This is a genomic window from Acinetobacter sp. 129952, from assembly GCF_056642055.1.
Genome location: NZ_JBWVSU010000010.1, coordinates 41,713 through 67,556 on the forward strand (window position 1 = coordinate 41,713; position 25,844 = coordinate 67,556).

General features: G+C 44.7%; 38 protein-coding genes and 1 pseudogene. 35 read left to right on the forward strand and 4 right to left on the reverse strand.

Annotated features, from left to right (window positions below; translation table 11 throughout):
- Window positions 1-12 precede the first annotated feature (12 nt).
- Complete coding sequence (locus AC1IR0_RS11870; protein WP_035335417.1) at window positions 13-1,215, reverse strand: PLP-dependent transferase; 1,203 nt, start codon at window positions 1,213-1,215, stop codon at window positions 13-15.
- Window positions 1,216-1,379: 164 nt separating this feature from the next.
- Between AC1IR0_RS11870 and AC1IR0_RS11875 the strand changes: the two genes are divergently transcribed.
- The 30 genes and pseudogenes from AC1IR0_RS11875 (at window position 1,380) to AC1IR0_RS12020 (ending at window position 17,648) form a co-directional block, all read left to right on the forward strand.
- Window positions 1,380-2,114 (forward strand): type 1 glutamine amidotransferase, encoded by a 735-nt coding sequence (locus tag AC1IR0_RS11875; RefSeq protein ID WP_005108602.1) that lies wholly within the window; start codon window positions 1,380-1,382, stop codon window positions 2,112-2,114.
- 272 nt (window positions 2,115-2,386) lie between these two features.
- Window positions 2,387-2,698 carry a 30S ribosomal protein S10 gene (rpsJ, locus tag AC1IR0_RS11880; protein WP_000070912.1) on the forward strand — a complete coding sequence of 104 codons (312 nt, stop codon included), beginning with the start codon at window positions 2,387-2,389 and terminating at the stop codon, window positions 2,696-2,698.
- A gap of 60 nt (window positions 2,699-2,758) precedes the next feature.
- Window positions 2,759-3,397: a 50S ribosomal protein L3 gene (gene rplC, locus AC1IR0_RS11885; RefSeq protein ID WP_004645054.1), complete on the forward strand. Its 639-nt coding sequence runs from the start codon at window positions 2,759-2,761 to the stop codon at window positions 3,395-3,397.
- A gap of 11 nt (window positions 3,398-3,408) precedes the next feature.
- Entirely contained in the window at window positions 3,409-4,011 is a 603-nt protein-coding gene (gene rplD / locus AC1IR0_RS11890; RefSeq protein WP_004281511.1) for a 50S ribosomal protein L4, read from the forward strand.
- Window positions 4,008-4,328, forward strand: a complete 321-nt coding sequence (rplW, locus tag AC1IR0_RS11895; protein WP_004281510.1) for a 50S ribosomal protein L23 — start codon at window positions 4,008-4,010, stop codon at window positions 4,326-4,328. Before rplD ends, rplW begins: the two co-directional genes overlap by 4 nt.
- A gap of 11 nt (window positions 4,329-4,339) precedes the next feature.
- Window positions 4,340-5,164 carry a 50S ribosomal protein L2 gene (rplB, locus tag AC1IR0_RS11900; protein ID WP_004281509.1) on the forward strand — a complete coding sequence of 275 codons (825 nt, stop codon included), beginning with the start codon at window positions 4,340-4,342 and terminating at the stop codon, window positions 5,162-5,164.
- 19 nt (window positions 5,165-5,183) lie between these two features.
- Entirely contained in the window at window positions 5,184-5,459 is a 276-nt protein-coding gene (gene rpsS, locus AC1IR0_RS11905) for a 30S ribosomal protein S19 (protein WP_004281508.1), read from the forward strand.
- Window positions 5,460-5,470: 11 nt separating this feature from the next.
- Entirely contained in the window at window positions 5,471-5,800 is a 330-nt protein-coding gene (rplV, locus tag AC1IR0_RS11910) for a 50S ribosomal protein L22 (protein WP_001982638.1), read from the forward strand.
- A 1-nt stretch (window position 5,801) separates the two neighbouring features.
- Window positions 5,802-6,618 (forward strand): annotated as a pseudogene (gene rpsC / locus AC1IR0_RS11915) (30S ribosomal protein S3).
- Window positions 6,558-6,971, forward strand: coding sequence for a 50S ribosomal protein L16 (rplP, locus tag AC1IR0_RS11920; RefSeq protein ID WP_004281506.1), 414 nt, complete (start codon window positions 6,558-6,560; stop codon window positions 6,969-6,971). The pseudogene rpsC and the gene rplP overlap by 61 nt, the downstream one beginning before the upstream one ends.
- Entirely contained in the window at window positions 6,971-7,168 is a 198-nt protein-coding gene (gene rpmC / locus AC1IR0_RS11925) for a 50S ribosomal protein L29 (protein WP_004281505.1), read from the forward strand. Before rplP ends, rpmC begins: the two co-directional genes overlap by 1 nt.
- Window positions 7,165-7,422 (forward strand): 30S ribosomal protein S17, encoded by a 258-nt coding sequence (gene rpsQ, locus AC1IR0_RS11930; RefSeq protein WP_004281504.1) that lies wholly within the window; start codon window positions 7,165-7,167, stop codon window positions 7,420-7,422. Before rpmC ends, rpsQ begins: the two co-directional genes overlap by 4 nt.
- Window positions 7,423-7,513: 91 nt before the next feature.
- The gene (rplN, locus tag AC1IR0_RS11935; RefSeq protein WP_004281503.1) at window positions 7,514-7,882 is read left to right on the forward strand and encodes a 50S ribosomal protein L14; all 369 of its coding nucleotides are present in this window, start codon (window positions 7,514-7,516) and stop codon (window positions 7,880-7,882) included.
- A 9-nt stretch (window positions 7,883-7,891) separates the two neighbouring features.
- A complete protein-coding gene (gene rplX / locus AC1IR0_RS11940) occupies window positions 7,892-8,209 on the forward strand; it encodes a 50S ribosomal protein L24 (protein WP_004281502.1) in 318 nt (105 codons plus the stop codon).
- 16 nt (window positions 8,210-8,225) lie between these two features.
- On the forward strand, window positions 8,226-8,762 hold the full coding sequence (rplE, locus tag AC1IR0_RS11945) for a 50S ribosomal protein L5 (protein WP_004645057.1): 537 nt from the start codon (window positions 8,226-8,228) through the stop codon (window positions 8,760-8,762).
- A gap of 9 nt (window positions 8,763-8,771) precedes the next feature.
- Window positions 8,772-9,077 carry a 30S ribosomal protein S14 gene (rpsN, locus tag AC1IR0_RS11950; RefSeq protein ID WP_004732275.1) on the forward strand — a complete coding sequence of 102 codons (306 nt, stop codon included), beginning with the start codon at window positions 8,772-8,774 and terminating at the stop codon, window positions 9,075-9,077.
- A gap of 12 nt (window positions 9,078-9,089) precedes the next feature.
- The gene (gene rpsH, locus AC1IR0_RS11955; RefSeq protein ID WP_004281499.1) at window positions 9,090-9,485 is read left to right on the forward strand and encodes a 30S ribosomal protein S8; all 396 of its coding nucleotides are present in this window, start codon (window positions 9,090-9,092) and stop codon (window positions 9,483-9,485) included.
- A 13-nt stretch (window positions 9,486-9,498) separates the two neighbouring features.
- Window positions 9,499-10,032, forward strand: coding sequence for a 50S ribosomal protein L6 (gene rplF / locus AC1IR0_RS11960; RefSeq protein ID WP_004645059.1), 534 nt, complete (start codon window positions 9,499-9,501; stop codon window positions 10,030-10,032).
- A gap of 14 nt (window positions 10,033-10,046) precedes the next feature.
- A complete protein-coding gene (rplR, locus tag AC1IR0_RS11965) occupies window positions 10,047-10,397 on the forward strand; it encodes a 50S ribosomal protein L18 (protein WP_004281497.1) in 351 nt (116 codons plus the stop codon).
- A gap of 2 nt (window positions 10,398-10,399) precedes the next feature.
- Complete coding sequence (gene rpsE / locus AC1IR0_RS11970) at window positions 10,400-10,897, forward strand: 30S ribosomal protein S5 (protein ID WP_004281496.1); 498 nt, start codon at window positions 10,400-10,402, stop codon at window positions 10,895-10,897.
- 6 nt (window positions 10,898-10,903) lie between these two features.
- On the forward strand, window positions 10,904-11,080 hold the full coding sequence (rpmD, locus tag AC1IR0_RS11975) for a 50S ribosomal protein L30 (protein ID WP_004281495.1): 177 nt from the start codon (window positions 10,904-10,906) through the stop codon (window positions 11,078-11,080).
- 3 nt (window positions 11,081-11,083) lie between these two features.
- On the forward strand, window positions 11,084-11,524 hold the full coding sequence (gene rplO, locus AC1IR0_RS11980; RefSeq protein ID WP_005248206.1) for a 50S ribosomal protein L15: 441 nt from the start codon (window positions 11,084-11,086) through the stop codon (window positions 11,522-11,524).
- A 45-nt stretch (window positions 11,525-11,569) separates the two neighbouring features.
- Window positions 11,570-12,889: a preprotein translocase subunit SecY gene (gene secY / locus AC1IR0_RS11985; protein WP_171054339.1), complete on the forward strand. Its 1,320-nt coding sequence runs from the start codon at window positions 11,570-11,572 to the stop codon at window positions 12,887-12,889.
- Between the two features lie 19 nt (window positions 12,890-12,908).
- Complete coding sequence (gene rpmJ / locus AC1IR0_RS11990) at window positions 12,909-13,025, forward strand: 50S ribosomal protein L36 (RefSeq protein ID WP_000867907.1); 117 nt, start codon at window positions 12,909-12,911, stop codon at window positions 13,023-13,025.
- A gap of 105 nt (window positions 13,026-13,130) precedes the next feature.
- Window positions 13,131-13,487, forward strand: a complete 357-nt coding sequence (rpsM, locus tag AC1IR0_RS11995) for a 30S ribosomal protein S13 (protein WP_004281492.1) — start codon at window positions 13,131-13,133, stop codon at window positions 13,485-13,487.
- Window positions 13,488-13,506: 19 nt separating this feature from the next.
- Window positions 13,507-13,893: a 30S ribosomal protein S11 gene (gene rpsK / locus AC1IR0_RS12000; protein WP_004281491.1), complete on the forward strand. Its 387-nt coding sequence runs from the start codon at window positions 13,507-13,509 to the stop codon at window positions 13,891-13,893.
- 12 nt (window positions 13,894-13,905) lie between these two features.
- Window positions 13,906-14,532 carry a 30S ribosomal protein S4 gene (rpsD, locus tag AC1IR0_RS12005; RefSeq protein WP_004281490.1) on the forward strand — a complete coding sequence of 209 codons (627 nt, stop codon included), beginning with the start codon at window positions 13,906-13,908 and terminating at the stop codon, window positions 14,530-14,532.
- A gap of 16 nt (window positions 14,533-14,548) precedes the next feature.
- Window positions 14,549-15,556, forward strand: coding sequence for a DNA-directed RNA polymerase subunit alpha (locus tag AC1IR0_RS12010; protein WP_004281489.1), 1,008 nt, complete (start codon window positions 14,549-14,551; stop codon window positions 15,554-15,556).
- Between the two features lie 18 nt (window positions 15,557-15,574).
- Window positions 15,575-15,940: a 50S ribosomal protein L17 gene (rplQ, locus tag AC1IR0_RS12015; protein ID WP_004281488.1), complete on the forward strand. Its 366-nt coding sequence runs from the start codon at window positions 15,575-15,577 to the stop codon at window positions 15,938-15,940.
- Between the two features lie 217 nt (window positions 15,941-16,157).
- A complete protein-coding gene (locus AC1IR0_RS12020; RefSeq protein ID WP_409666340.1) occupies window positions 16,158-17,648 on the forward strand; it encodes a flavin-containing monooxygenase in 1,491 nt (496 codons plus the stop codon).
- 60 nt (window positions 17,649-17,708) lie between these two features.
- Here the strand turns inward: AC1IR0_RS12020 and AC1IR0_RS12025 are convergent, their stop codons facing one another.
- Window positions 17,709-18,881: an acyl-CoA dehydrogenase family protein gene (locus AC1IR0_RS12025; protein WP_085064923.1), complete on the reverse strand. Its 1,173-nt coding sequence runs from the start codon at window positions 18,879-18,881 to the stop codon at window positions 17,709-17,711.
- A 183-nt stretch (window positions 18,882-19,064) separates the two neighbouring features.
- On the opposite strand from AC1IR0_RS12025, the gene AC1IR0_RS12030 reads away from it, so the two are divergent.
- The 5 genes from AC1IR0_RS12030 to AC1IR0_RS12050 all read left to right on the forward strand — a co-directional run bounded on the left by AC1IR0_RS12030 (window position 19,065) and on the right by AC1IR0_RS12050 (window position 24,396).
- Window positions 19,065-19,322 (forward strand): FAD assembly factor SdhE, encoded by a 258-nt coding sequence (locus AC1IR0_RS12030; protein WP_004281484.1) that lies wholly within the window; start codon window positions 19,065-19,067, stop codon window positions 19,320-19,322.
- Complete coding sequence (locus AC1IR0_RS12035) at window positions 19,315-19,701, forward strand: hypothetical protein (RefSeq protein WP_004281482.1); 387 nt, start codon at window positions 19,315-19,317, stop codon at window positions 19,699-19,701. Before AC1IR0_RS12030 ends, AC1IR0_RS12035 begins: the two co-directional genes overlap by 8 nt.
- 534 nt (window positions 19,702-20,235) lie before the next feature.
- Entirely contained in the window at window positions 20,236-21,276 is a 1,041-nt protein-coding gene (locus tag AC1IR0_RS12040) for a hypothetical protein (protein ID WP_479741418.1), read from the forward strand.
- Window positions 21,277-21,343: 67 nt separating this feature from the next.
- On the forward strand, window positions 21,344-21,916 hold the full coding sequence (gene rrtA / locus AC1IR0_RS12045) for a rhombosortase (protein ID WP_004281478.1): 573 nt from the start codon (window positions 21,344-21,346) through the stop codon (window positions 21,914-21,916).
- A 197-nt stretch (window positions 21,917-22,113) separates the two neighbouring features.
- Complete coding sequence (locus AC1IR0_RS12050) at window positions 22,114-24,396, forward strand: TRAP transporter large permease subunit (RefSeq protein WP_409666343.1); 2,283 nt, start codon at window positions 22,114-22,116, stop codon at window positions 24,394-24,396.
- Window positions 24,397-24,458: 62 nt separating this feature from the next.
- On the opposite strand, the gene AC1IR0_RS12055 is transcribed toward AC1IR0_RS12050, so the two are convergent.
- Both AC1IR0_RS12055 and AC1IR0_RS12060 read right to left on the reverse strand, forming a co-directional pair.
- Window positions 24,459-25,340, reverse strand: a complete 882-nt coding sequence (locus tag AC1IR0_RS12055) for a DMT family transporter (RefSeq protein WP_005248201.1) — start codon at window positions 25,338-25,340, stop codon at window positions 24,459-24,461.
- A gap of 55 nt (window positions 25,341-25,395) precedes the next feature.
- The gene (locus tag AC1IR0_RS12060; RefSeq protein WP_005101172.1) at window positions 25,396-25,830 is read right to left on the reverse strand and encodes a restriction endonuclease subunit S domain-containing protein; all 435 of its coding nucleotides are present in this window, start codon (window positions 25,828-25,830) and stop codon (window positions 25,396-25,398) included.
- Window positions 25,831-25,844 lie beyond the last annotated feature (14 nt).

The window sequence follows — 25,844 nt, forward strand, 5'->3', positions numbered from 1 at the left end:
TCCTGTTATTTATTATTCGTTTTTAAGTTTTTTCATTTGTTCTAGTGCATGCTGAATATCTTGAATCAAATCTTCCGGATATTCCAGTCCAATACAGAAACGAACCAGCAAGCCGTCTTTTAAGTGTGAATGTTCCAGCACACGCATGTCTTTTAAGTTATATAGCATGACCAGACTGACAGGGCCACCCCAACTAAAGCCAAGCTTAAACAGTTTTAAGCTATCACAGAAATTCCGGATATCCTGCATTACGTATGTGCTGTCAAAGATCACGCTGACCAGGCCGGCACTATCACCTTGCTTGCAAATTTCTTTCCAGTACTGATGGCCTGCACTGTCCGGATCTGAAGGATGAAGTACTTGCACAAACTCGGTTTGCTGTTTAAGCCATGTCATTAATGTAAGCGCACTGTTGGATTGATGTTGATATCGCAGTTGCATCGAAGCCAGACTACGTTGTATCTGTGCCACATCATCACCAGAAACACTAATGCCCTGAATGGCATGCGCACGGAACAGTTTGTGATGCAGGGTCTTATCTCGCGTAACCACTGAGCCCATCAGGATATCACCACCGCCGCTTGGATATTTGGTCAGTGCATGTACCGTCATATCTACACTTAAATGCTCTTCACTAAAATCAAAGGCATCAAAAGCCAGACCTGCGCCCCAGGTATTATCCAGCGCAGTAAGAATATTGTGTGCCTGAGCTTTTTTCACTAAACCAGCCAGATCCGGAAATTCCAAGGTGACTGAGCCAGCAGCCTCGAGCCAGATCAGTTTGGCTTTATCTGTAGGCTGAAATGTATCAAGCTCTATGGGATTGTAGACCTTAACCGTAATTCCATAACGCTTTTCCATATTGCGTAAATGCTCCATGTTTGGACCATAGATATTGTCAGCCACCCAAACCTCATCGCCCTGGCTTAAAAAGCAAGAATTCACGAGATTAATCGCGGATAAACCACTCGGTGCGAGCAGGTGATATAAACCACCTTCGAGTTGTGCGATGTTATCGCCCAGCGTAAAGGTCGTAGGCGTGCCATGCGTGCCATAACTATAATCATAGTCATCGGTCCAATGGCGATTAAACAGGGCATCGGTATTGTTAAAGATAATGGTCGATGCACGATAGAGGGGAGGCTGAATGGTAGAAATCGCTTGAGGAGCCTTTCGTGGTGCATGAATCAGGCGAGTTTGAGAGTCTTGTTTCACGTGAATGCGCTCAAATGTAATCAAATATTACTCTAGCTTAAGAGAATCTGTGACTCACTGCCAGTTACGTTGTGAATTGTTTAAAAACAACAAGTCTTATAAAAAGTTGGCTTCATTTTTGCAAAACCTAAATCTATATAGCTAAAAAAAATAGGTTGAGGAGCATGAAATCGCATTTAAAAGTGCATTATTTTCAGCATATTGCTGGTGAGGGTTTTGGTAGTTGTTATGAATTTTTAAAGCAGCATCAGGCGCACATTACAGCGACTGAATTTTTTGCTTTACCCGTCGATCGACCTTTGGAGATCGAGGCGCTGCCTGCAGTGGAAGAGGTGGATTTGCTGATCATTATGGGGGGTACCATGAGTGTGAATGATGAAGCGAATTTCCCTTGGTTAAAAATAGAAAAACGCTGGTTGCGTCGCTATCTTTCGCATGGTAAACCGGCAATTGGCCTGTGTCTAGGTGGGCAGTTGATTGCAAATGCTTTGGGTGCAGGTGTTAGTCGCAATCCAGAACAAGAATTGGGGTGGACCACGGTGCACAGAGTGGCGAATCTACCAGAGACGTGTTTTAGCCTGCCGGAGCAGTTTAATATTCTGCAATGGCACAATGAAACATTTGAATTGCCCAAAGGTGCAGTCCATCTGGCAGAAAATGAAGCCTGTCGTAATCAGATGTACCAGTTGGGCAGAAATGTATTGGGCTTCCAGTTTCATCCTGAAATCACGCCGGAAACCCTGGCATTGTTTTTGGAAAATGAAGAAGAGCTTGCGCAATTTTCAGGAAAATATGTGCAAAATTTATTTGAATTAAAAAAAACCACGAAGCAAAAATTTATTGAAGGAAATCAGATGTTAAATCGTGCTATAGAATATGTTTTGGCAAAAACTGCCTAATATTTACACAATAAACTATTGTTTTAAGTCATAAATTGAAAACTTGGATAAAACCATAAAAGAGATTTGCTTATGCATTAAACAATGGCTATAATAAGCGACCCTTCAATAGGAAGGGGGTTAACTGCGAATAAAGTAGTTAACTATCGTTACAGTCGTGGCATCGATCATGACCTTAGTGATATTTCACTGCTCTTGACACTTGCCCACATAAAGTGGGGTGAGATGCGTCAAGAGTGATTCTTTATATATTTGGCTTGGAGTTTACTGGTATGTCTAACCAGAGAATTCGTATCCGTCTTAAGTCTTTTGATCATCGCCTGATTGATCAATCAGCTCAAGAAATCGTAGAAACCGCAAAACGTACTGGCGCACAAGTGTGTGGTCCAATTCCAATGCCAACACGCATTGAACGTTTTAACGTTTTAACATCACCACACGTAAACAAAGACGCGCGTGACCAGTACGAAATCCGTACTTACAAGCGTTTGATCGACATCGTTCAACCTACAGACAAAACTGTAGATGCATTGATGAAGTTAGATCTTGCAGCTGGTGTTGATGTTCAGATCGCATTGGGTTAAGGCTTTCGGGTTAATTAACACTCTAAGTTAATTAGGCCGCTTTTTTAGAGGTTTATGCACATGGCTATTGGTTTAGTCGGTCGCAAGTGCGGTATGACACGTATCTTTACAGATGCTGGTGTTTCTGTGCCTGTTACAGTGATTGAGGTTGATCCTAACCGCATCACTCAAATCAAAACGCTTGAAACTGATGGTTATCAAGCGATTCAAATCACTACTGGTGAACGTCGCGAATCTCGCGTAACTAACGCTCAGAAAGGCCACTTCGCGAAAGCGGGTGTTGCAGCTGGTCGTCTAGTTCAAGAATTCCGTGCTACAGAAGCTGATCTTGAAGGTCGTGAAGTTGGTGGTACGCTTACCGTTGAATTGTTCCAAGTTGGTCAAGTTGTTGACGTAACTGGTCAATCTAAAGGTAAAGGTTTCCAAGGTGGTGTTAAGCGTTGGAACTTCCGTACGCAAGATGCAACTCACGGTAACTCAGTTTCTCACCGTGTTTTAGGTTCTACTGGTCAAAACCAGACTCCTGGTCGCGTATTCAAAGGCAAAAAAATGGCTGGCCATTTAGGTGCTGAACGCGTAACTACACAGGGTCTTGAGATCGTTGCTATCGACACAGAACGTTCAGTTCTAGTTGTTAAAGGCGCGGTTCCTGGTGCTACTGGTGGCGACGTAATCGTTCGTCCTACGATCAAGGCCTGAGGGGAAATAACGTGAATTTAAATACTGTTTCCGGCTCTGCTGTTGAATTATCAGAAGTTGCGTTCGGTCGTGAATTTAATGAAGCTCTTGTTCACCAAGTGGTTACAGCTTATTTAGCTGGTGGCCGTCAAGGTTCAAAAGCTCAGAAATCACGTGCAGACGTTTCTGGTGGTGGTCGCAAGCCATTCCGTCAAAAAGGTACTGGCCGCGCTCGTGCTGGTTCTATTCGTAGCCCAATCTGGGTTGGCGGTGGTAAAACTTTTGCTGCTCGTCCACAAGACTGGTCTCAAAAAGTAAACCGTAAAATGTACCGCGGTGCTATGCAATGCATCCTAGCTGAACTTGTTCGTCAAGATCGCCTAGTTTTAGTTGAAGAGTTTGCTGTTGCAGCTCCAAAAACTAAAGAATTGCTTGCAAAACTTAACGACTTGAATGCGACTCGCGCATTGATCGTTACTGATGCTGTTGATGAGAACCTGTATCTTGCTGCGCGCAACATTCCACACGTTGATGTGGTTGATGCTGCTGCAATCGATCCGGTTAGCTTGATTGCGTTCGACAAAGTTGTTATGTCTGTAGCTGCTGCTAAGAAAATTGAGGTAGAACTCGGATGAACAACGAACGTATCTATCAAGTCCTGCAAGGACCTGTATTCTCAGAAAAAGCACAAGTTTTAGGTGAAACTGCTGGTGTTCAAGTGTTTAAAGTTGCATTAAATGCAAACAAGCTTGAAATCAAAAAAGCAGTGGAACAACTCTTTGGTGTGGAAGTTGTTAAAGTTAACACGACTATCACTAAAGGTAAGTCTAAACGCTTTGGTAAAACATTAGGACGTCGTTCTGATGTTAAAAAAGCATACGTCACCCTGAAAGCTGGCCAAGATGTTGAAATGGCTGACTTGGGCGATACCGCTGAAAGCACAGCGGAATAAGGACGAGAATTATGCCTATTCAAAAATGTAAGCCAACGTCTCCAGGACGTCGCTTTGTAGAGAAAGTGGTTCACGATCACCTTCACAAAGGCGCACCATACTCTCCGTTGGTTGAAGCTAAAAAACGTACTGGCGGCCGTAATAACAACGGTCACATCACGACTCGTCACGTTGGTGGCGGTCACAAGCAGCACTACCGTCTAGTTGACTTTAAACGTAACAAAGATGGTATTCCTGCAACTGTAGAGCGTATCGAATACGATCCTAACCGTACTGCACACATTGCACTTGTATTGTATGCTGACGGTGAGCGTCGTTATATCATCGCTCCTAAAGGCCTTCGCGCTGGCGATAAAGTACAGTCTGGTAACGATGCTCCAATTCGTCCAGGTAACTGCTTGCCGCTTCGCAACATGCCTATCGGTTCTACTCTTCACAACATCGAACTTAAAATCGGTAAAGGCGCGCAGTTAGCTCGTTCAGCTGGTACTTCAGTTCAGCTGTTGGGTCGTGACGGTTCTTACGCTATCGTTCGTCTGCGTTCAGGCGAGATGCGTAAAATTCACGTTGAATGCCGTGCTGTGTTAGGTGAAGTATCTAACTCAGAAAGCAACCTTCGTTCACTAGGTAAAGCTGGTGCATCACGCTGGCGTGGTGTTCGTCCTACCGTTCGTGGTATGGCGATGAACCCAGTTGACCATCCACATGGTGGTGGTGAAGGGCGTAACAAAGGTATTCAACCTGTAAGCCCATGGGGTCAAAAAGCTAAAGGGTACAAGACACGTACCAATAAGCGTACGACTAAGATGATTATTCGCGACCGTCGCGTTAAGTAACAAGTAAAGGAATCTGACAATGCCTCGTTCTCTGAAAAAAGGCCCATTCGTCGATGCGCACTTGTTCGCTAAGGTTGAAGCGGCTATCGCGGCTAATAACCGTAAGCCGATCAAAACTTGGTCGCGTCGTTCGATGATCCTCCCGGATTTTGTTGGTTTAACAATTTCTGTACACAATGGCCGTAACCACGTTCCTGTGATCGTTTCTGAGCACATGGTTGGTCACAAGCTTGGTGAATTTGCACCAACTCGTACCTATCGCGGTCACGGTGTTGACAAGAAATCTAAACGTTAATGGGTGCTATGATGGAAGTAACTGCTAAATTACGCGGTGCCGCTATCTCGGCACAAAAAGCTCGTTTGGTTGCAGATCTTATCCGCGGCAAATCTGTTGCGCACGCTCTTAACATCCTTAACTTCAGCAACAAAAAAGCTGCAGTTCTAGTTAAGAAAGCGTTGGAATCTGCGATTGCAAACGCTGAACACAATAACAGTTTAGATGTAGACGACCTTAAAGTTTCTACGATCTACGTTGATGAAGGCATGAGCCTGAAACGTATTATGCCACGTGCTAAAGGCCGTGCAGATCGTATTACTAAGCGTACTTGTCACATCACCGTTAAGGTAGGGGTTTGATATGGGTCAGAAGGTTCATCCAATCGGTATCCGCCTAGGTGTTGTGAAACGTCATAACGCTAACTGGTATGCGAATCCGAAACAATACGCTGAATACTTGCTTAAAGATCTTCAAGTTCGTGAGTTTTTGATCAAAAAACTTAAAAACGCGATGATCAGCAACATTCTTATCGAACGCCCTACAGGCGCTGCTAAAGTAACTATTAGCACTGCTCGTCCAGGTATCGTAATCGGTAAAAAAGGCGAAGATATTGAGAAACTACAACGCGAATTGACATCTATCATGGGTGTTCCTGCGCAAGTAAGTATCAATGAAATTGATCGTCCAGACTTAGACGCGCGTCTAGTTGCTGAAGCTATCGCTTCTCAATTAGAAAAACGTGTAATGTTCCGTCGTGCTATGAAGCGTGCGGTACAAAACACAATGCGTGCTGGTGCTAAAGGTATCAAAGTAGAAGTTTCAGGCCGTTTAGGTGGTGCTGAGATTGCTCGTACTGAGTGGTATCGTGAAGGTCGTGTACCTCTACATACGCTTCGTGCAGATATCGACTATGCGACTATGCGTGCTGAGACTACTTACGGTACGATCGGTGTTAAAGTTTGGATCTTCCGTGGTGAGATCTTGGGCGGCATGAAACAAGTCATGAACCCAGCTCCAGCAGAAGAGCGTCCAGCTAAACGCGGTCGTGGTCGTGGTGAAGGTCAAGAGCGTCGTGGTCGTCGCAATGATCGTTCTGCTGAAAAAGGAGAATAATCCATGTTGCAACCTAAGCGTACTAAATTCCGTAAAGTGCAGAAAGGCCGTAACACTGGTCTAGCACACCGCGGTAGCACAGTATCTTTCGGTACTATTGCACTTAAATCAGTTGAACGTGGTCAAATGACTGCGCGTCAAATTGAAGCAGCGCGTCGTACAATTAGCCGTCGTATTAAGCGTGGTGGTAAGATCTTTATCCGTGTATTCCCGGACAAGCCGATTACTTCTAAGCCTCTTGAAGTGCGTATGGGTAAAGGTAAAGGTTCTGTGGAATATTGGGTTTGCCAAATCAAACCAGGTAAAGTCTTGTACGAAATTGATGGTGTTAACGAAGAATTGGCTCGCGAAGCGTTTACGCTTGCAGCAGCTAAGCTTCCGTTTAAAACCGCTATCGTGACTCGGACGGTAATGTAATGAAAACTAAAGATCTACGTGAAAAGTCGGTAGAAGAGTTGACAGCTTTGCTTGATGAGCAACAGCTTAACCAATTCCGTCTTCGTATGGCGAAAGCAACTGGTCAATTGGGTAAATCGCATGAAGTTGCACTTACTCGTCAGACTATTGCTCGTATTAAGACCCTCCTTACCGAAAAACAGGGGAACGGACAATGAGTGATAAAACAGTCCGCACGTTAACTGGCAAAGTTGTAAGCGACAAGATGGATAAATCTATCGTTGTTCTTATTGAACGCCAAGTTCAACACCCGTTGTATGGCAAATTAATCCGCCGTTCAACAAAATTACATGCTCATGATGAGAACAACACAGCGAAAGCTGGTGATGTTGTAACCATTAAAGAAAGCCGCCCAATTTCTAAAACTAAGTCTTGGACTCTAGTTGAAGTTGTTGAAGCAGCTGCTGAGTAATTAACGTTCTTGTTGCATCATCGGTCAATTTCGAGTACTCTTTGAGCCTTTCGAAATTTCGACCGGTGTTGCTCGGTTTTGGAGTAGGGCAATGATTCAGACCGAAACTATGCTCGACGTAGCAGACAACAGTGGTGCACGCCGCGTACAATGTATTAAAGTACTTGGTGGCTCGCATCGTCGTTATGCTTCTGTTGGCGACATTATTAAAGTTACTGTAAAAGAAGCAATTCCACGCGCACGTGTTAAAAAAGGTGACGTGATGAATGCGGTTGTGGTTCGTACAAAATTCGGTATCCGTCGTGCAGACGGTTCAGTGATTCGTTTCGACGATAACGCTGCTGTTATTTTGAACAACAACAAAGCGCCGATTGCAACTCGTATTTTCGGACCAGTGACTCGTGAACTTCGTACTGAACAGTTCATGAAAATTATTTCATTGGCTCCTGAAGTTCTATAAGAGGCGATCATGGCTAAGATTAAAAAAGGCGATCAAGTAATTGTGATCGCAGGTAAAGAAAAAGGCAAACAGGGTACTGTTCTGTCTGTTTCTAATGACCGTGTTAAGGTTGAAGGCCTTAACTTGGTGAAGAAGCATCAGAAGCCAAACCGTGCTACAGGCGCTGAAGGTAGCGTTGTAACTCAGGAAGCTTCGCTTCATATTTCAAACGTGGCAGTTTTTAATGCTACAACCCAAAAGGCTGACCGTGTTGGTTACCAAGTGATTGATGGCGTGAAAACTCGCGTATTCAAATCAAATGGTGAATCAGTGGCGGTAGCGAAGTAATAGGTTGATATAGGCCATGGCCAGACTTAAAACACGTTACAACGACGAACTTAAAGCTCAATTACAAGAAGTATTGGGCGTTAAGAATGTGATGGAGATTCCTCGCATCACTAAAATCACGATCAACATGGGTGTTGGCGCAGCTGCTGCTGACAAAAAACTCCTTGATGGTGCTCTTTCAGATATGCAAGCTATCGCTGGTCAAAAACCAGTACTTACGTTAGCTCGTAAATCAATCGCTGGTTTTAAAATCCGTGATGGTTGGCCGATCGGTTGTAAAGTTACTTTACGCGGCGAACGTATGTACGAATTCTTGGACCGTTTGATCTCGATTGCGATCCCTCGTATCCGTGACTTCCGTGGTTTCTCTGCGAAATCATTCGACGGTCGTGGTAACTACTCAATGGGTCTTAAGGAACAAATCATGTTCCCTGAAATCGATTTTGACAAGATTGATCGTATTCGTGGTATGGATATTACCATTACTACGACTGCTCGCACCGATGACGAAGGCCGTGCGCTTATGCGTGCATTCGGCTTCCCGTTCAAATAAGAGGTCGATATGGCTAAGAAAGGTATGATTAATCGCGAATTGAAACGCGAAGCTACTGTTGCTAAATACGCTGCAAAACGTGCTGAATTAAAAGCTGTTATTGCAAACGTAAATGCATCAGACGAAGAACGTTTCGAAGCGATGATGAAATTACAAGCATTACCACGTAATGCATCTCCAGTACGTCTACGTAACCGTTGTGGTTTAACTGGTCGTCCTCATGGTTACTTCCGTAAGTTCGGTTTAAGCCGTAACAAATTACGTGAAACAGTAATGCAAGGTGATGTACCTGGCGTTGTTAAGGCAAGCTGGTAAGGAGCACTATAGATGAGTATGCAAGATACCGTTGCCGACATGCTAACACGTGTTCGTAACGCACAAATGGCAAAGAAACAAACTGTTTCTATGCCTAATTCTAAGTTGAAAGTAGCAATTGCTAACTTACTTCAACAAGAAGGTTATATTTCAAACGTAGAAGTTGCGGATGCTGAAGGCAAACCAACTCTTACTTTGACTTTAAAGTATTTCGAAGGCAAACCAGTTATCGAAACTGTGAAGCGCGTAAGCCGTCCAGGTCTACGTCAGTATCGCGGTAAAGATGCACTTCCGAGCGTTAAGCAAGGTTTAGGTATTGCAATTGTTTCTACAAGCAAAGGCATCATGACTGATCGCGCTGCACGTGCTGCAGGCGTTGGTGGTGAAGTTATTGCTTTTGTTTCTTAATAGGTGATTCCTCATGTCTCGTGTGGCTAAAGCCCCAGTAACTGTACCTAACGGTGTAACAGTTACTCAGAACGGCCGGCAGGTCGAAGTGAAAGGCACTAAAGGTACATTGTCTTTCAACCTGCATGCGCTGGTCGAGCTTAAACAGGAAGACGGTATTCTAGCTATTGCTCCAGTACAAGAGTCGAAAGACGCTTGGATGCAAGCTGGTACTGCTCGCGCTGTGCTTAACAACCTTGTAAAAGGTGTTAGCGAAGGTTTCGAACGTAAGTTACAGCTTATCGGTGTTGGTTATAAAGCTGCGGTTAAAGGTGACGTTGTTCATCTTAACCTTGGTTTCTCTCACCCGATCGATTATGCACTTCCTGCAGGTGTAACTGCTGAAACTCCAACTGCAACTGAAATCATTCTTAAATCTGCTGATAAAGCAGCTTTAGGACAGGTTGCTGCAGATATCCGTGGTTACCGTCCACCAGAGCCATATAAAGGCAAAGGTGTTCGTTATTCTGACGAAGTTGTACTTCGTAAAGAAGCTAAGAAGAAATAAGGCGCGAGGTTCTTATGAACGAAAAGAAACAATCCCGTTTGCGTCGTGCGAAAAGCACACGCTTGCACATCCGTGCATTGGGTGCGACTCGTTTGTGTGTAAACCGCACTCCGCGTCACATCTATGCTCAAGTTATCTCTGCAGATGGTGGCAAAGTATTAGCGCAAGCTTCTACTTTAGACGCTACTCTACGTGCGGGTACAACTGGTAACGTTGAAGCAGCTCAAAAAGTAGGTGCTTTAATCGCAGAACGCGCTAAAGCAGCTGGTGTTACTAAAGTTGCATTTGACCGTTCTGGTTTTAAATATCATGGTCGTATCAAAGCCTTGGCTGATGCTGCTCGTGAAAACGGCTTGGAGTTCTAATCATGGCTAAAGTTGAACAAAACGAAGGTCTTGTTGAAAAGCTGGTTGCCGTTGATCGTGTAGCCAAAGTTGTTAAGGGTGGTCGTATCTTCTCTTTCACAGCATTAACTGTTGTGGGTGATGGTAATGGTCGCGTAGGTTTTGGTCGTGGTAAAGCACGTGAAGTTCCAGCTGCTATCTCTAAAGCACTTGAAGCTGCTCGTCGCAATATGATTACTGTTGACCTTGTTGATGGTACGTTACAGCACCCAATTCATGCACGTCACGGCGCTAGCCGCGTATTCATGCAGCCTGCCTCTGAAGGTACAGGTGTAATTGCTGGTGGCGCTATGCGTGCAGTTCTAGAAGCTGTAGGCGTACGTAACGTGTTGACTAAATGCCGTGGTTCTACTAACGCTGCTAACGTAGTAAACGCAACTTTCAATGGTTTGCGTGATATGACTACTCCTGAAAAGGTTGCTGCGAAACGTGGTCTTTCAGTAGAACAAATTCAAGGGTAATCAATCATGAAAACGATTAAAGTTACCCAGACTAAATCTGCATCGCACCGCTTGAAAAATCACAAGCTTAGCCTGCAAGGTTTAGGTCTGCGTCGTATTGGTCATACTGTAGAAGTGTTAGACACACCTTCTAACCGTGGTATGATCAACCAAGTCTACTATATGGTTAGTGTAGAGGAATAAGCCATGACTCTGCGTTTAAATACAATTGCACCTGCAGAAGGTGCTAAACGTGACAACCTTCGTTTAGGCCGTGGTATCGGTTCTGGCGTTGGTAAGACCGGTGGCCGTGGTGTCAAAGGTCAAAACTCACGTAAGAGCGGTGGTACTCGTCCAGGTTTCGAAGGCGGTCAAACAGCACTTTATCGTCGTTTGCCTAAATTCGGCTTCACTAGCCAATTGGCTTTGAAAACTGCTGAAGTACGTTTATCTGAGCTTGCTAAAGTTGAAGGCGACATCGTGTCTCTTGAAACTTTAAAAGCTGCGAACGTTGTACGTAAAGACATGATCCGTGCTCGTATCGTACTTTCTGGTGAAATTACTCGTGCATTCACTGTTAAAGGTGTTGCATTGACTAAAGGCGCTAAAGCTGCTGTTGAAGCTGCTGGCGGCAAAGTCGAGGAGTAATCCCCAGTGTCTATGACTCCTAGTTCTTCAGGTCATGTCAACATGATGAAAGGCCAACCATTTCATGTGAAATACCGTGAAATTATTCGTCGAATGATGTTTCTCATTGGTGCGTTGTTGGTGTTTCGACTAGGAGCGCATATTCCAGTACCAGGCATCAATAATGCTGCGTTAGAAAACTTGTTTAATGCAAACCAAGGTACCATCCTTGGTTTGTTTAACATGTTCTCTGGTGGGGCATTAGAACGAATGTCTATTCTTGCTCTCGGGATCATGCCATACATCTCTGCATCGATTATCGTGCAGTTAATGTCAACTGTGGTTCCTTCGCTGGAAGCTTTAAAGAAAGAAGGCGAGCAAGGCAAACGTAAAATTAATCAATATACACGACAAGGTACATTATTCTTAGCGCTGGTACAGGCGATAGGTATGTGTGCAGGCCTGATCAGTCAGGGGATTACCCTGAATACTGGTTTGGCTTTTTATGTTCCTGCAGTAACCTCACTGGTTGCGGGGACCATGTTCTTGATGTGGTTGGGTGAACAGATTACCGAGCGTGGGGTGGGAAATGGTATTTCCATGATCATCTTTGCGGGTATTGTTGCCGGATTGCCTAATCTGATTATGCAATCTTTCTCATCTGTAGATAATGGCCAAACCAGCCTGATTGGCTTGGTAATTTTTGGTTTGTTGTCTTTGGGTGTTTTGGCAGCGATCGTGTTTATCGAGAAAGCGCAGCGTCGTATTCCGGTAAACTATGCTCAAAAACAACAAGGTCGTCGTGTATTTACTGCACAGCAGACACATTTGCCATTAAAAATTAATATGGCGGGTGTGATTCCAGCAATTTTTGCCAGTTCATTGCTTTTGTTCCCTGCGAGCTTAGGTCAGTGGGTGGGTAGTGCAGATCCAAATGCTGGATTTATTAAGCGTAGCCTGCAAGATGTCGCATTGGTATTGTCGCCTGGTCAGCCGTTGTATTTGGTGCTCTTTGGTGCGTTAATTATCTTTTTCTGTTACTTCTATACAGCACTGGTATTTAGTCCTAAAGAAGTGTCAGAGAACTTGAAACGCAGCGGAGCTTACGTGCCTGGTATACGTCCAGGTGAGCAAACTGCTCGTTACTTAGATCATATTCTCAATCGTTTGACCTTTATTGGCGCGATTTACATCGCAGTCATTTGTTTGATGCCGATGGTATTGCAAAGTTCATTTGGTATTCCATTCTATTTGGGTGGTACCTCTTTGCTGATTGTTGTGGTGGTAGTGATGGACTTTATGGCTCAGCTGCAATCACACCTCACTTCGCACCAATACGATAATCAAACGTTAATGAGAAAAACGACTGCTCATCCTAAGGGATAAGCGCACTTGAGGTTTCATCATGAAAGTACAAGCTTCTGTTAAGAAAATTTGTGGTAGCTGTAAAGTTATCCGTCGTAATGGGGTTATCCGCGTAATTTGTAGCGCAGAACCTCGTCATAAGCAGCGTCAAGGTTAATCTGATTAAGACCTGTTGATTTCTGTAGGCGAATTAGGTTATTATCCGCCCCTCAAGATTTTTGTGGGGCGGTTGATTATCTACTGCCTTTTTGGAGAAAATTGAATGGCTCGTATTGCCGGTGTAAACATTCCGGATAACAAGCACGCTGTTATCTCTCTAACGTATATCTTTGGTATTGGTCGCCATACTTCAAAAGCTATCTTAGCTGCTGCTGGTATTGCTCCAACTACTAAGATCCGTGAATTAGATGACGCTCAGCTTGATGCGATTCGTGCAGAAGTTGCTAAGGTTCCGACCGAAGGTGATTTACGTCGCGAAATTTCCATGAACATTAAACGTTTAATGGATTTAGGCTGCTACCGCGGTCTTCGTCATCGTCGCAGCTTGCCTGTCCGCGGTCAACGCACCAAAACTAACGCTCGTACCCGTAAAGGTCCGCGCAAACCTATTAAGAAATAAGATTTCTGGAAGCTAAAAGATGGCTAAAGATACTCGCGCACGCAAGAAGGTCACTCGTACCGTCTCTGAAGGTGTCGCACACATTCACGCTTCTTTTAATAACACCATTGTGACTATTACCGATCGTCAAGGTAATGCACTGGCTTGGGCCACTTCAGGTGGACAAGGCTTCCGTGGATCACGTAAATCAACTCCGTTCGCTGCTCAGGTAGCTGCTGAAGTTGCTGGTAAAGCTGCTTTAGACTACGGTTTGAAAAACTTGGACGTCCTTGTAAAAGGTCCTGGTCCTGGTCGTGAATCTGCGGTTCGTGCTTTAGGTGCAGTGGGTTATAAAATTAACAGCATTACCGATGTGACGCCAATCCCGCACAACGGTTGCCGTCCACCTAAAAAACGTCGCGTGTAAGGAGAAACATTCATGGCTCGTTATATTGGTCCAAAATGCAAACTCTCTCGTCGCGAAGGGACAGACCTGCAACTTAAATCAGGCGTTAAACCGTTTGATGTTAAGACAAAAAAACATGCGAAAGTTCCTGGCCAACACGGCGGGGCTCGTGGTGGTAAACAATCTGAGTACTCACTACAATTACGTGAAAAACAAAAAGTACGTCGCATGTACGGTGTTTTAGAGCGTCAATTTAGTAACTACTATAAAGAAGCTGCTCGTGTTAAAGGCGCAACTGGTGAAAACCTGTTGAAGCTACTTGAAAGCCGTCTTGATAACGTTGTTTATCGTATGGGTTTCGGTTCTACTCGCGCAGAAGCTCGTCAGTTAGTATCTCACCGTAGCATCACTTTGAATGGCCGTCGTGTTAACATTGCGTCTATCCAAGTTAAAGCGGGTGATGTGATCGCAGTTCACGAAGGCGCTAAGCAACAATTACGTATCAAAAACGCAATTGAATTAGCTACTCAACGTGGCATGCCTTCTTGGATGGAAATCGACCATTCTAAATTAGAAGGTACGTTCAAAGCTGCACCGGATCGTTCTGATTTACCTGCTGAAATCAACGAAAGCTTGATTGTAGAATTGTATTCTAAATAATCCTTGAGGAAGCAATATGACGCGTACTGCAAATGAGTTTCTAACTCCGCAAGCGATCAAGGTCGAAGCGGCAAGCGGGACCTCGGCAAAAGTTATTCTAGAACCATTAGAGCGTGGCTTTGGTCATACTCTTGGTAATGCTTTACGTCGCATCCTTCTTTCTTCTCTACCTGGCGCAGCTGTGGTAGAAGTTGAGATTGAAGGGGTCGAGCACGAGTACAGTACTTTGGAAGGCTTGCAGCAGGACATCGTCGAGCTCTTGCTGAACCTAAAAGGATTGTCGATTAAGCTGTTCGATCAAAATGAAGCTTATTTAACATTAGAGAAACAAGGTGCAGGCGACGTAACTGCGGCTGACCTTCGTTTACCTCATAATGTTGAAGTGGTTAACCCTGAACATTTGATCGGTACTTTAAGTGCCTCAGGCTCATTGAAAATGCGTCTGAAAGTGGCTCAAGGTCGTGGCTACGAGACTTCTGATTCACGCTTCCCTGAAGGCGAAACTCGCCCAGTGGGTCGCTTGCAGTTAGATGCGTCTTACAGCCCAATCAAACGTGTTTCATACACCGTGGAAAACGCGCGTGTAGAACAACGTACTGACCTTGATAAACTGATCATTGATCTTGAAACTAACGGTACTGTAGATCCTGAAGAAGCGATCCGCAAAGCTGCAACTATTTTGCAGCAACAAATTGCGATCTTCGTTGACCTTCAGAAAGATCAAGCACCTGTTGCTCAAGAGCCTCGTGAAGAAGTTGACCCAATCTTGCTTCGCCCAGTAGATGATCTAGAGCTAACTGTTCGTTCTGCTAACTGTTTGAAAGCAGAAAACATTTACTACATTGGTGATCTTGTACAGCGTACCGAAGTTGAGTTGCTTAAAACTCCTAACTTGGGTAAAAAATCGCTTACTGAGATCAAAGATGTTCTGGCTTCTAAAGGCTTACAACTCGGCATGCGTTTAGAGAACTGGCCACCGGCTAGTCTCCGTATGGACGATCGTTTCGCCTATCGTAGCCGTTAATTAAGTAGGACTATCACCATGCGTCATCGTAATAGTGGTGTGAAATTAGGCCGTACAAGCAGTCATCGTAAAGCGATGTTCCAAAACATGGCTAACTCTTTGTTCGAGCACGAGTTGATCAAAACAACTGTGCCTAAAGCAAAAGAGTTACGTCGTGTAGCTGAGCCTTTAATCACTTTAGCTAAAAACGATACAGTAGCAAACCGTCGTTTGGCGTTTGCTCGTACTCGTTCAGCAGCAACTGTTGGTAAATTATTTACCGTTCTTGGCCCTCGTTACAAAGAGCGTAACGGCGGTTATCTACGTGTTCTTAAAGCGGGCTTCCGTGCAGGTGATGCTGCACCGATGGCTTACGTTGAGCTAGTAGATCGCGAAGTTAACTAATTTCGTGAAGAATAACGCAAGTTGTTCGAAAAGGTCGGTTGAATAAACCGGCCTTTTTTATTGTCTGTATATTTTAATTTAGAGTGATTCAGTTTCAGATAACTGATCTGGCCTCAAAAGATAAAAAAATAACGCCTTTTTAATAAACTTGACATTGTGTATTGTCAGTTTTGTGATTTAATAAAAACAGATAGCATCGCTTAGGTAAAAGAACAAGATGGAAAAGCAGGTAGATATTTTAATCGTGGGTGCGGGGATCTCGGGGATTGGTCTGGCAGCGCATCTTTCTAAACATTGTCCACAACGCTCTTTTGAGATTATTGAACGCCGCGAAAGTATTGGCGGAACTTGGGACCTGTTTAAATATCCGGGAATCCGTTCTGATTCGGATATGTCGACTTTTGGTTTTAATTTTAAACCCTGGAAGAAAGAAAGCGTGCTTGCCGATGGCGCATCCATCAAAAATTATCTGACTGAAGTGGTGGATGAGTTTAAGCTACAGCCGAAAATCCATTTTCAGCATCGGGTCTTAAGTGCCAATTATGATTCTACAACCTGCAAATGGTCAGTAGAGATCGAGGATGCATACGGTAAGAAGCAGATCTGGATCGCCAACTTTGTACTGGGTTGTACCGGTTATTATAATTATGATCAGGGTTTTCAGCCGGAGTTTCCAAATCAAACTGCATTCAAAGGTGAGTTTATTCATCCACAACATTGGCCGGAAAATTTAAACTATAAAGGCAAAAAGGTAGTGATCATTGGCAGTGGTGCCACTGCGATTACTTTGGTTCCTGCGATGGTTAAAGGTGGAGCAGGACATGTCACCATGTTGCAGCGTTCACCGACTTATATTGCCTCTGTGCCCTCGCTCGATTTTATTTATTCAAAAATGCGTAAATATCTGCCTGAGGAGGTCGCCTATAAGCTGACACGTGCGCGTAATATCGGCATGCAGCGCGGGATTTACGCTTTGGCACAGAAACAGCCAAAATTATTAAAATCGCTTTTGCTTAAATCGGTGCAACTTCAGCTAAAAGGTAAAGTGGACATGAAGCACTTTACCCCGAATTATGAACCTTGGGATCAGCGTCTGTGTGTGGTGCCAGATGGGGATCTGTTTAAAATTTTACGTGAAGGGCAGGCATCAGTTGCAACGGATCAGATAGAAACCTTTACCGAAACGGGAATTCAGCTGAAATCAGGTCAACATCTGGATGCTGATATTATCGTCTCTGCCACCGGTCTGAATATTCAAATTCTTGGCGGGATTCAGGCGACGATGGATGGTCAGCCTATCGATACCTCACAGCATATGTTGTATAGAGGCATCATGGTCAGTGATATACCGAATATGGCGCTGATTATTGGCTATATCAATGCCTCCTGGACGCTTAAAGTCGACATTGCAGCTGAGTATATTTGCCGTCTGCTGAACTATATGGATCAGCAAGGTTATGCGCAGGTGATTGCTCAGGGAGATCAGAGTGAATTGCTTCAGGATACCGTCATGGGTAGTCTTAGTTCGGGTTATATTGCCCGAGCTGCAGACGTGATGCCAAAGCAGGGTAAACATGCTCCATGGAAAGTCAGCAATAATTATCTGGCAGACCGCAAGGAACTCAAGCAGGCTTCGTTTGAAGATGGGGTGCTGAAATTTAGAAAAAACAGCAATGCTTTAAAGCATAAACCGCGTTTGGTCTCTTAAATTTATATTTTTGCATACAGAAAAAGGAGTCCTGAGAGACTCCTTTTTTATGCATCCATTTTAAAGTGAACGGGCGATGAGTTCTTTCATAATTTCATTGGTACCCGCATAAATCCGGTTGGCACGGTTGTCGATATAAGCCCGGGCAATTGGATATTCCAGCATATAACCATAACCACCATGCAGTTGCAGACATTCATCTACGACTTTGCTGTACATTTCTGAAATCTTGTATTTGGCCGCAGCAGCGGCATCTACGCCTAATTCGTGCTTGAGTTGCAGCTGCATACAGCGATCCAGATAAGCGCGGCACACATCGATCTCGGTACGTAGTTCTGCCAGTTTAAAACGGGTATTTTGAAAATGGCTGATGCTCTTGCCAAAAGCCTGACGTTCCTTGGTATATTTTACTGTGTGGGCAAAAGCGGCTTCAGCACCTGCCTGACAGATAATCGCTACAATCAGGCGTTCCCAAGCTAGTTCTTTCATTAGCATCATGAAACCCATGCCTTCCGGACCGAGCAGGTTTTCTTTCGGAACCCGAACATTGTCAAAGAACAGTTCACAGGTATCTTGACCTTTCATGCCAATTTTATTCAGCGGCTTGCCTTTACTAAATCCAGCTTGGTCGGCTTCGACTATAATCAATGACAGATTGGCCGAACCTTTGTCATTATTGCCCGTTTTACATACCACAATCGTCATATCGCAAAGATAGCCATTGGTAATAAAAATCTTGGAACCATTAATCACATAGTCGTCGCCATCCAATACAGCAGATGTCCGCACTGCTTGCAGGTCAGAGCCAGTTCCCGGTTCGGTCATGGCGATTGCGGTGACGACCTCTCCAGACGCCATTTTCGGCAGCCATTGCTGTTTTTGAGCTTCACTGCCAAAGTTCAGCAGATAATTGGCGACGATATCCGAATGTAGCGAAAACCCAGTCGCTGAATCTCCGGCATAGGCCTGTTCCTCAATCAAAATCATGCTATACAACCGGTCTACGCCAGATCCGCCATATTCCTCAGGCATGGTAGCGCAGAGCAATCCAAGCTCACCGGCTTTATTCCATAGCTCTCGATCTACATGCTGCTGGCTTTCATAACGCTCGGTATGTGGAATGACTTCTTTCTCATAAAATTTACGTACCGTCTCGCGAAAAGCCTCATGTTCGGCAGTAAAGAGTTGGCGCGGCAGCATCGGAGCGAGTGGGCGAATGGCTGCAGATTGCATCTTGTTATTCCTTATTTTGATCTGTTTGGTTTAACTTAGGCCATGCCAAGATCAGCAGCAATGAGCGGAATGTTCAAATGACTTCAATCTGCTGATGCTTTTGGTCATTTCTATGAAATCCCTCGAAATTCAGCCAGCGCTTCAGGTAAACTATTCGGGTTTATAACGAGTTGGGGAAATTCGATGACTGATGACATCAGCTTAGAAGAGCGCAAAGTGATTTATCGTGCGCGTCGTGGTCTAAAAGAACTGGATGTATATTTTGATCCCTACGTAAAAAACCATTACCTGAATGCTGAGCCTTTCGAAAAACAGATGTTTGCAGAGCTGGTTGAGCAGGAAGACCCGGATTTGCTGGACTGGTTTATGGAAGTGTCTGAGCCGCCGCGTCCTGAACTAAAAGATTTTATCAAGAAGCTTAAATTTTACGTTCATGGATAATCGTTGCTTTAAGCTGAAACGCAGTCTCTGTGCATTGGCGTTTCAGCTTTTTATTTTTGCACTGCTGATGTATCTGTTGTATCAGTTATTGCCGATTGCACTTTGGGCAGTGTGCGCTGTCATAGGCTTGGTGATTTATCAGCTGTTTTACCGCAAGACACCACAGATTGAGCAGTTTGAATATCTGGATGGACGTGAATGGTCATTGACTACCAAAGCACGACCGACCCGTCGGGTATGTATTAGTCACGTAATTGATCATCAGGCGTATATTGTGGTGTATTTTCAGCATGCCAAGGCGCGACCTTTATTGATCTGGTGTGATCAATTGCCCTTCAAACAATGGAAATCCTTAAAATTATTGACTAAATTAATTTAGTTGTAAAACAAACGCATTTTAATGATTTAATTAAAATGCTCATAAAACAAATATTTAGACCAAATTCCTATTTTTATTGTCAGACAGAAATCAAGGTTAATCCATGACTTAGAGAAATTGTCTGACAATTTATTCCCTATGTTTTATTTTTAGCCTGTACATTTAACTCACCAACAGCAACTACGGGAGACCTTAATGGAATTTCCAGTATGGATGTTTCTGATCGTAGCGATTGTTTTAACGCTGGTGATCGGACGACTCGGGACAGTGTTGAAGGATAAATTTTCATCTTAATCAAGCAGGGTTTATTATTTTTCTGCTTGTACAGTTAATAAGTAGCATGTGCTGAACCGTCGCAATGCTACTTTTTTTTGCCCAAAATTTGGTATTCTTCTAAATACAGTCAATTGCAGCGCGGCTATTTAATGGCAAAGTGTCTCGTCTAAATTAGAGTAAATACTCTTTTATTCACAAAATGCTTCTGATATCTTTAGCAGAAAGATGGACATAATCACAATTATAGAGGACAGGAAAATGTCAGACGTCCGTAAAATATGCCAAGGTATGGCGACCATTGCAATAACAACAACAGTTTTGACGGGGTGTTCTCAGGTCATTAAAACCGGTGCCAATATTGCACTGGGTTTCACCGAAAACCATATTGTACCGCCGATTTTAGCGATGGATGATGCTGAAATGGTGTGTAATTCAGGGAATTCTTTAACGCCGGCCATTATGGCGACCAAAGAAATGGGGGCGGATCCAACACGGGTGGCCGTGCTGATGTATTCGGCTGCCGGTATTTGTGCCGAGCAAAAAGCGCTGGAAGCCGAGTTACGCTATTTACGTGCTTCAAAAACCAATCAGGTGGCAGAAGCTCAAGATGCCCGAATCGAGCAGAAGCGCTGGGCGGCACTGGCAGCACAGCGTCAATATACCGGTTATCAACTGTTCCAGAGCCGTTATGAAAAGAAATACCAAAAAGCCCTGGGTGAAGAATGCCCACGCATGAACAGTGATATCGAGCAAACGGTTTATCTGTTGGGTATGCTCAGTGGCTTGCAGGCCATGACCAATGATATTAACTCGGGTGGTGCAGTGCATGTACCGAAAGATATTGCTGCCGTGGTCGAGCGTGGCATGGTGTGTCTGGATAACGCGAAATTCTGGGGTGCGCCGAATGCCACCCGTGCGGTGATCTGGACTTTGTTGCCAGGCGCAGGGGAAGGCAACCCTGACCCTTACCAAACATTAAAACAATCTACACAAATTGGTGAGCAAAAAGGTGTACGTTTATCTCATGCCTTGTATGCCGTAGCGGCTCAGGCCAGTGGCGATGATGCCAAAGTTCGGGATGCCTTGAAAACCTTTGCTCAGGCCCGTACGGAGGAAAAACCGGTAAATCCGCAATTCAAGCTGATTGACAGCATGGCCGCGATTATGGTCAGTGGCATATCAGATCGTTACTGGACAGAAAATACTGGTATACGTAGTGGCGATGATGGCATGCAACGTTTCTGGGATGAGTCCGACAGTTCTTCCGAGCTCGATGATCTGTTCAGTGCGGATCTGTAATGCAGATACTATGCATGAAGCTTCAGGGATGAAGTCAAATTAGATGGTCAGGGAGGACAACAGGCCGATGCTAGATCAACATTTTCGACGAAAAATTATTTTTCTAGCGGCTTTTGTCTCTCTCTCTGCATGTCTGCAAATTTTTCAGGATCATTTTATCTACTGGCAAGAGAGTCTGCTGGGTGAATTCTGGCGACTCTGGACAGCGCACTGGGTACATGTGAGCTGGATTCATTACTTTCTAAACATTCTCGCCTTTATCTGTTTACCTTTCATTTTTCCACGCGCTACCGTCTGGCATTTCTGTGCCATTTTGCTGATCTTGCCACCGTTGATCAGTTTAAGCTTTTATTTTTTCTTACCCAATATTGAAGCCTATGCTGGCCTGTCGGGCGTGCTGCATGGTGCCTATGTCGCCGTAGCCTGTGTACATTTGCTGTATAAGCGGGAACGCGGCTTTGCGGCGCTGGTATTATTTTTGATTTTTGCCAAACTGGTCTGGGAAAACACCATTGGCAATGTCGGAACGGCGCAGCTGATCGGTAGTCCGGTTTTGGTTGAGGCACATTTACTTGGGGTGATTTGGGGCGTGATTCTGGCGCTGATCTATATTGTGAGCAATTATTTTCGGGATAATTAAAGTGCAGAGATAAATAATTTACTTGGCAGAAAATACAAAAAGAAAATATAAATTGTCATTTTTATTGTGCCAATTTTCATGCAAAGTCAAAACATAGAATAAAGATCCTGACCTTTGAAAAGGAATTTTCTAGGCAGAAGGGAAGATCAGCGTCCTAGACCAAGCATCAGGCCGCTAAAATAAAAATAGGAATACACATGCAAAATAATGATCAAAACAGATCAGGATTAGGTCTGTTGCGTTATATATGGACAGAGTGGATCTCGACCTTCGTCGTGCTGGTTTTACTTTTGCTCACTTTGATTATTGGCACCGGGGAAATGATTCACGGCCAGTTGCTGCGTATGGGGGAGCGTATTTACGGCGATCCGGCAACAGGAATGCAATATTCATTTTTAAGGGCTGAGCCGACGCGTCCACAATGTGAACGCAATATTAATGTCGATCAACGCGTTCAGCAGCAGATGAAAGCCGATGCAGCCGATGAATATGCCGATTTCTTCGGGGTGCGTTCGGAAGCGGATGTCCGTGCTGCGGTGTTACAGGCACAACAGGTCTGTGAAGAATCCTACCTGTTTTATGATAAAGCCATTCAACATGTGGAAGCCCATCCAAGTATTCGGGCTTATCGGACCTTTGAAACTTCTTTCTTTGGCATCTTTAAGTTTGGTACGGAAAACCGGGCTTTGCTTCTGGTCATCATGGTGGTCTTTGCTGCGATCAGTGCCACTCTAAAAACCCATCATATTGGCTTGCGTAGCCCGAGCACGCGTATCGACTTTAAAGTTTATTCGGTCGCCATGCTGGTCGCTAATGCTTTCCTGGCATTTTCATCCTATAGCCAATATCAGTCCGTATTGAACTCGGGCGTGCCGATGGGGGAGATGAAATACATCTACTGGTTGTGGATGATTCTGTTCAGCGCACTCACCCTGATCAGCTTGTATCAGGTGATCAAACAACCAAAACCAACACGTGAGGGTGGCAGTTTTGGTCTGGCCTTTCTGAGTGTACCGCTATATGCCTATATGGCCATTACTACCGGGATAAACTTCACTTTCTTTATGGACTATCCAATGGGACAGGGGATTTACCTCGGTCAATTGGTGGAGTTTTCTAGTATCTTTCTGAACTTGGCCTTGTTTATCTGGGCCGGTATGTTGCTGAAACAGACCCGTGTCGTGGACATGTTTCTGAATATTCTGCGTCCATGGAATCTGGCCCCTGAAACCCTGACCTGGTTAATCTTGCTGGCAGCTGCATTACCGACCGCCTATACTGGGGCTTCAGGGATTTTCGTAATTGCCGCAGGTGCGATTATTTATAAGGAAGTCTGGAATGCGGGTGGACGCCGTCAGTTTGCACTGGCCGCCACTGCAATGTCCGGTTCACTGGGTGTGGTTTTACGTCCTTGCTTGCTGATTGTCGTCGTCGCATCACTAAATAAAGAAGTGACCACCGACTTACTGTATCACTACGGGATTTATGTCTTCCTGCTCAGTTCGACTTTATTTCTGGTGATTTCCTTATTCTTTGCAGAAAACAAATTCCGCATTGCCGCACCAACTATAGCTGCTCCTCAATCCGGTCGTGCCTTCATTGCGATTATTCCTTATATCGTGATTTTCATTCTGATCTGGTTATTCTATAAATATGCCTTGTCGACTGACCTGAATGAATTTACCGCACCAGTGATGATGCCAGTCATTCTGCTGATGATTGTCTTGTTCGACAAGTTGCGTCATGAACCTGCGCCGTTGCCGGCAGTGGGGCATTGGGATGAAACTTTGACCGCAACTTTAAACTCAAGATCGGCACCTGAACTGGCGACAGCCGGTGCCGCAGCCAATGCAGAATATCGTGAGGCTGAACATAGTGAACAACCAGGCAAAGAATTGGCTGTTGATCATACTGTGCAGCGTTCAAAAGCGACTGAAATTTTGCGTAATGTCGGTTTCTGGAAGTCTATGCATATTTCGACCAGTGAGACGGTGGGCCATATTGGTGCCTTGGTCATTCTGATGGCACTTTCGGTGAGTGTGGGTGGCTTGCTGGAACGTATTGAAATTATGGAAGCCTTCCCGACCGACATCAGCAGTACCATTCTGGTGATTTCCCTGATTGTCGGCTTGATGATTTTTGTCGGGATGATCATGGATCCATTTGGCGCGGTGATTCTGATCTCGGCGACCGTGGCTCCAGTGGCCTATCAATACGGCATTCATCCAGTACATTTCTGGATGATTACCCTGATTGGTTTTGAGCTGGGTTATGTGACGCCACCGGTTGCGCTAAATCATCTGCTGGCCAGACAGTCGATTGGCGATGCCGAAGTGGCCGAGGCGGATGCAGAAGTACGACACTTGTCTTTCTACTACCGTTATGAACGCTGGATTTTGCCGATGATAGTATTGCTGCCTGCGATGCTGATCATTGCCTATGTGCCTTATATGTTTAAGCTGTTCGGCTGGTATCAATAAAAGAAAAGCAATAAAAAAGCACTTTCGGGTGCTTTTTTATTTATTTGATTTAAATTCGTTAATCAAATTTTGGATGAATTCAGGCGCTTTTGTAGGATCGGGCTACACAATAGAATCGCACAGAAAATCAGCCCCAGCCCAATCACGCTATAGAGGTCCGGAACTTCCTGCCAGAACAGAAAGCCCCACATGCCGGCAAAGAAAATCGCCACATAGTTGACCGGTCCAATCTGTCCTGCCGGAGCCAGCTTGTAGGCATTTGACATAAACAGTTGGCTGAAATTGGCCAGGATGCCGGCAGTAATCAGATAGCTGAGTTCTGTCAGGGTATAAGGTCGCCATAGCCAGAACATCGGAATCACGGAAATCAGGGTGCCAATAAAACAGAAGTAAAACACGATTTTTTCCGGAGACTCAGTTTTAGTCAGTGCCCGAACCGTGACAAAGGCCATCGCCGCCAGAAAGCTCGCACTCAAACCAATGACCGACATCAGGTTAATTAGACCTGAATCCGGTTTGGCAACACAGAGTACCCCGACGAAACCAATCAGAGCCGCGACTAACATGCTTGGTGTGATTTTTTCCTTGAGAAATAGCCAGGCAATCAGTGGAATAAAAATCGGGGAAGAGTAGGTAAAGACCATGGCATTGGAGAGTTTTAAATGCGCGATGGCATAGAAAAAGCCGTACATGGCCGTCAGTCCGACCACTGCGCGCCAGGTGTGCATCCACAGCTTTTCAGTTTTGAAAAAAACAATGCCTTTATTGAAAATGAAGGGCAGGAAAATAAACAGCCCAACAAAATTGCGAAAGAAGACCACTGTGGCATTATCAACCGTTGCCGAGGCATAACGGATACACACGCCCATAACTGAAAAGAGAAAAGCAGAGCAGGTCAGTAACAGAATGGCTTTAAGCAGATGCGGAGCGGCTGGGGCAGACATGGAAACAACTGAGCTAGAAGATCTGACGATATTCTAGCTGAAATGCTGTCGAGATTTACTGGCTTTGAGCAAGTTGTGCTTCAAGTAACTTGATCTGTTCCTCTTTCAGTTGGATCAACTGGTCGGCATCGCTATGCTGCGCATCCAGTGTGGCCTTTTGTTCATTGAGCTGAACTTGGATGTCATCTAATTTAGCCACTTCTTCTTTGGCCAAACTGGCATTCTCCGGCACTGGTGCATCTAACAGCTGATTTGATACCAGTGCTTTAGCTTCGATCGTCTCAGGTGCTTTCGCTGCCGCCGTATCTTCTTCAGTTTTCGCCGCAGGTTTTGCTGCCGGAACAGCCGCGATATCTTCCTGATGTATGCGTTCCGCTTCACCGGAAGAGGCATTCAACCACTGATATAGCAATACCAATGCAACGACAGTAACTAAAGCCCCCATAATCCCCATTAAAAGTTTGGGGTTATTTCTTTGTTCTACTGACATAGCTTGAACCTTGA

What these genes read in the sequence shown, in the direction of transcription:
- rpsQ (WP_004281504.1), top strand. Translation starts at nt 7,165, where the DNA reads ATGAGTGATAAAACAGTCCGCACGTTAACTGGCAAAGTTGTAAGCGAC.
- rpsS (WP_004281508.1), top strand. Translation starts at nt 5,184, where the DNA reads ATGCCTCGTTCTCTGAAAAAAGGCCCATTCGTCGATGCGCACTTGTTC.
- AC1IR0_RS12020 (WP_409666340.1), top strand. Translation starts at nt 16,158, where the DNA reads ATGGAAAAGCAGGTAGATATTTTAATCGTGGGTGCGGGGATCTCGGGG.
- rrtA (WP_004281478.1), top strand. Translation starts at nt 21,344, where the DNA reads ATGCTAGATCAACATTTTCGACGAAAAATTATTTTTCTAGCGGCTTTT.
- rplO (WP_005248206.1), top strand. Translation starts at nt 11,084, where the DNA reads ATGACTCTGCGTTTAAATACAATTGCACCTGCAGAAGGTGCTAAACGT.
- rplC (WP_004645054.1), top strand. Translation starts at nt 2,759, where the DNA reads ATGGCTATTGGTTTAGTCGGTCGCAAGTGCGGTATGACACGTATCTTT.
- AC1IR0_RS12060 (WP_005101172.1), bottom strand. Translation starts at nt 25,830, where the DNA reads ATGTCAGTAGAACAAAGAAATAACCCCAAACTTTTAATGGGGATTATG.
- rpsM (WP_004281492.1), top strand. Translation starts at nt 13,131, where the DNA reads ATGGCTCGTATTGCCGGTGTAAACATTCCGGATAACAAGCACGCTGTT.
- rplP (WP_004281506.1), top strand. Translation starts at nt 6,558, where the DNA reads ATGTTGCAACCTAAGCGTACTAAATTCCGTAAAGTGCAGAAAGGCCGT.
- secY (WP_171054339.1), top strand. Translation starts at nt 11,570, where the DNA reads ATGAAAGGCCAACCATTTCATGTGAAATACCGTGAAATTATTCGTCGA.
- rplQ (WP_004281488.1), top strand. Translation starts at nt 15,575, where the DNA reads ATGCGTCATCGTAATAGTGGTGTGAAATTAGGCCGTACAAGCAGTCAT.
- AC1IR0_RS12035 (WP_004281482.1), top strand. Translation starts at nt 19,315, where the DNA reads ATGGATAATCGTTGCTTTAAGCTGAAACGCAGTCTCTGTGCATTGGCG.
- rplR (WP_004281497.1), top strand. Translation starts at nt 10,047, where the DNA reads ATGAACGAAAAGAAACAATCCCGTTTGCGTCGTGCGAAAAGCACACGC.
- rpsD (WP_004281490.1), top strand. Translation starts at nt 13,906, where the DNA reads ATGGCTCGTTATATTGGTCCAAAATGCAAACTCTCTCGTCGCGAAGGG.
- AC1IR0_RS12040 (WP_479741418.1), top strand. Translation starts at nt 20,236, where the DNA reads ATGTCAGACGTCCGTAAAATATGCCAAGGTATGGCGACCATTGCAATA.
- AC1IR0_RS12010 (WP_004281489.1), top strand. Translation starts at nt 14,549, where the DNA reads ATGACGCGTACTGCAAATGAGTTTCTAACTCCGCAAGCGATCAAGGTC.
- rpmD (WP_004281495.1), top strand. Translation starts at nt 10,904, where the DNA reads ATGAAAACGATTAAAGTTACCCAGACTAAATCTGCATCGCACCGCTTG.
- rpsH (WP_004281499.1), top strand. Translation starts at nt 9,090, where the DNA reads ATGAGTATGCAAGATACCGTTGCCGACATGCTAACACGTGTTCGTAAC.
- rplE (WP_004645057.1), top strand. Translation starts at nt 8,226, where the DNA reads ATGGCCAGACTTAAAACACGTTACAACGACGAACTTAAAGCTCAATTA.
- AC1IR0_RS12030 (WP_004281484.1), top strand. Translation starts at nt 19,065, where the DNA reads ATGACTGATGACATCAGCTTAGAAGAGCGCAAAGTGATTTATCGTGCG.
- rplX (WP_004281502.1), top strand. Translation starts at nt 7,892, where the DNA reads ATGGCTAAGATTAAAAAAGGCGATCAAGTAATTGTGATCGCAGGTAAA.
- AC1IR0_RS12025 (WP_085064923.1), bottom strand. Translation starts at nt 18,881, where the DNA reads ATGCAATCTGCAGCCATTCGCCCACTCGCTCCGATGCTGCCGCGCCAA.
- rpsK (WP_004281491.1), top strand. Translation starts at nt 13,507, where the DNA reads ATGGCTAAAGATACTCGCGCACGCAAGAAGGTCACTCGTACCGTCTCT.
- rplW (WP_004281510.1), top strand. Translation starts at nt 4,008, where the DNA reads ATGAACAACGAACGTATCTATCAAGTCCTGCAAGGACCTGTATTCTCA.
- AC1IR0_RS12050 (WP_409666343.1), top strand. Translation starts at nt 22,114, where the DNA reads ATGCAAAATAATGATCAAAACAGATCAGGATTAGGTCTGTTGCGTTAT.
- rpsE (WP_004281496.1), top strand. Translation starts at nt 10,400, where the DNA reads ATGGCTAAAGTTGAACAAAACGAAGGTCTTGTTGAAAAGCTGGTTGCC.
- rplN (WP_004281503.1), top strand. Translation starts at nt 7,514, where the DNA reads ATGATTCAGACCGAAACTATGCTCGACGTAGCAGACAACAGTGGTGCA.
- rpmJ (WP_000867907.1), top strand. Translation starts at nt 12,909, where the DNA reads ATGAAAGTACAAGCTTCTGTTAAGAAAATTTGTGGTAGCTGTAAAGTT.
- AC1IR0_RS11875 (WP_005108602.1), top strand. Translation starts at nt 1,380, where the DNA reads ATGAAATCGCATTTAAAAGTGCATTATTTTCAGCATATTGCTGGTGAG.
- rplB (WP_004281509.1), top strand. Translation starts at nt 4,340, where the DNA reads ATGCCTATTCAAAAATGTAAGCCAACGTCTCCAGGACGTCGCTTTGTA.
- rplV (WP_001982638.1), top strand. Translation starts at nt 5,471, where the DNA reads ATGGAAGTAACTGCTAAATTACGCGGTGCCGCTATCTCGGCACAAAAA.
- rplF (WP_004645059.1), top strand. Translation starts at nt 9,499, where the DNA reads ATGTCTCGTGTGGCTAAAGCCCCAGTAACTGTACCTAACGGTGTAACA.
- rpsN (WP_004732275.1), top strand. Translation starts at nt 8,772, where the DNA reads ATGGCTAAGAAAGGTATGATTAATCGCGAATTGAAACGCGAAGCTACT.
- rpmC (WP_004281505.1), top strand. Translation starts at nt 6,971, where the DNA reads ATGAAAACTAAAGATCTACGTGAAAAGTCGGTAGAAGAGTTGACAGCT.
- rpsJ (WP_000070912.1), top strand. Translation starts at nt 2,387, where the DNA reads ATGTCTAACCAGAGAATTCGTATCCGTCTTAAGTCTTTTGATCATCGC.
- AC1IR0_RS12055 (WP_005248201.1), bottom strand. Translation starts at nt 25,340, where the DNA reads ATGTCTGCCCCAGCCGCTCCGCATCTGCTTAAAGCCATTCTGTTACTG.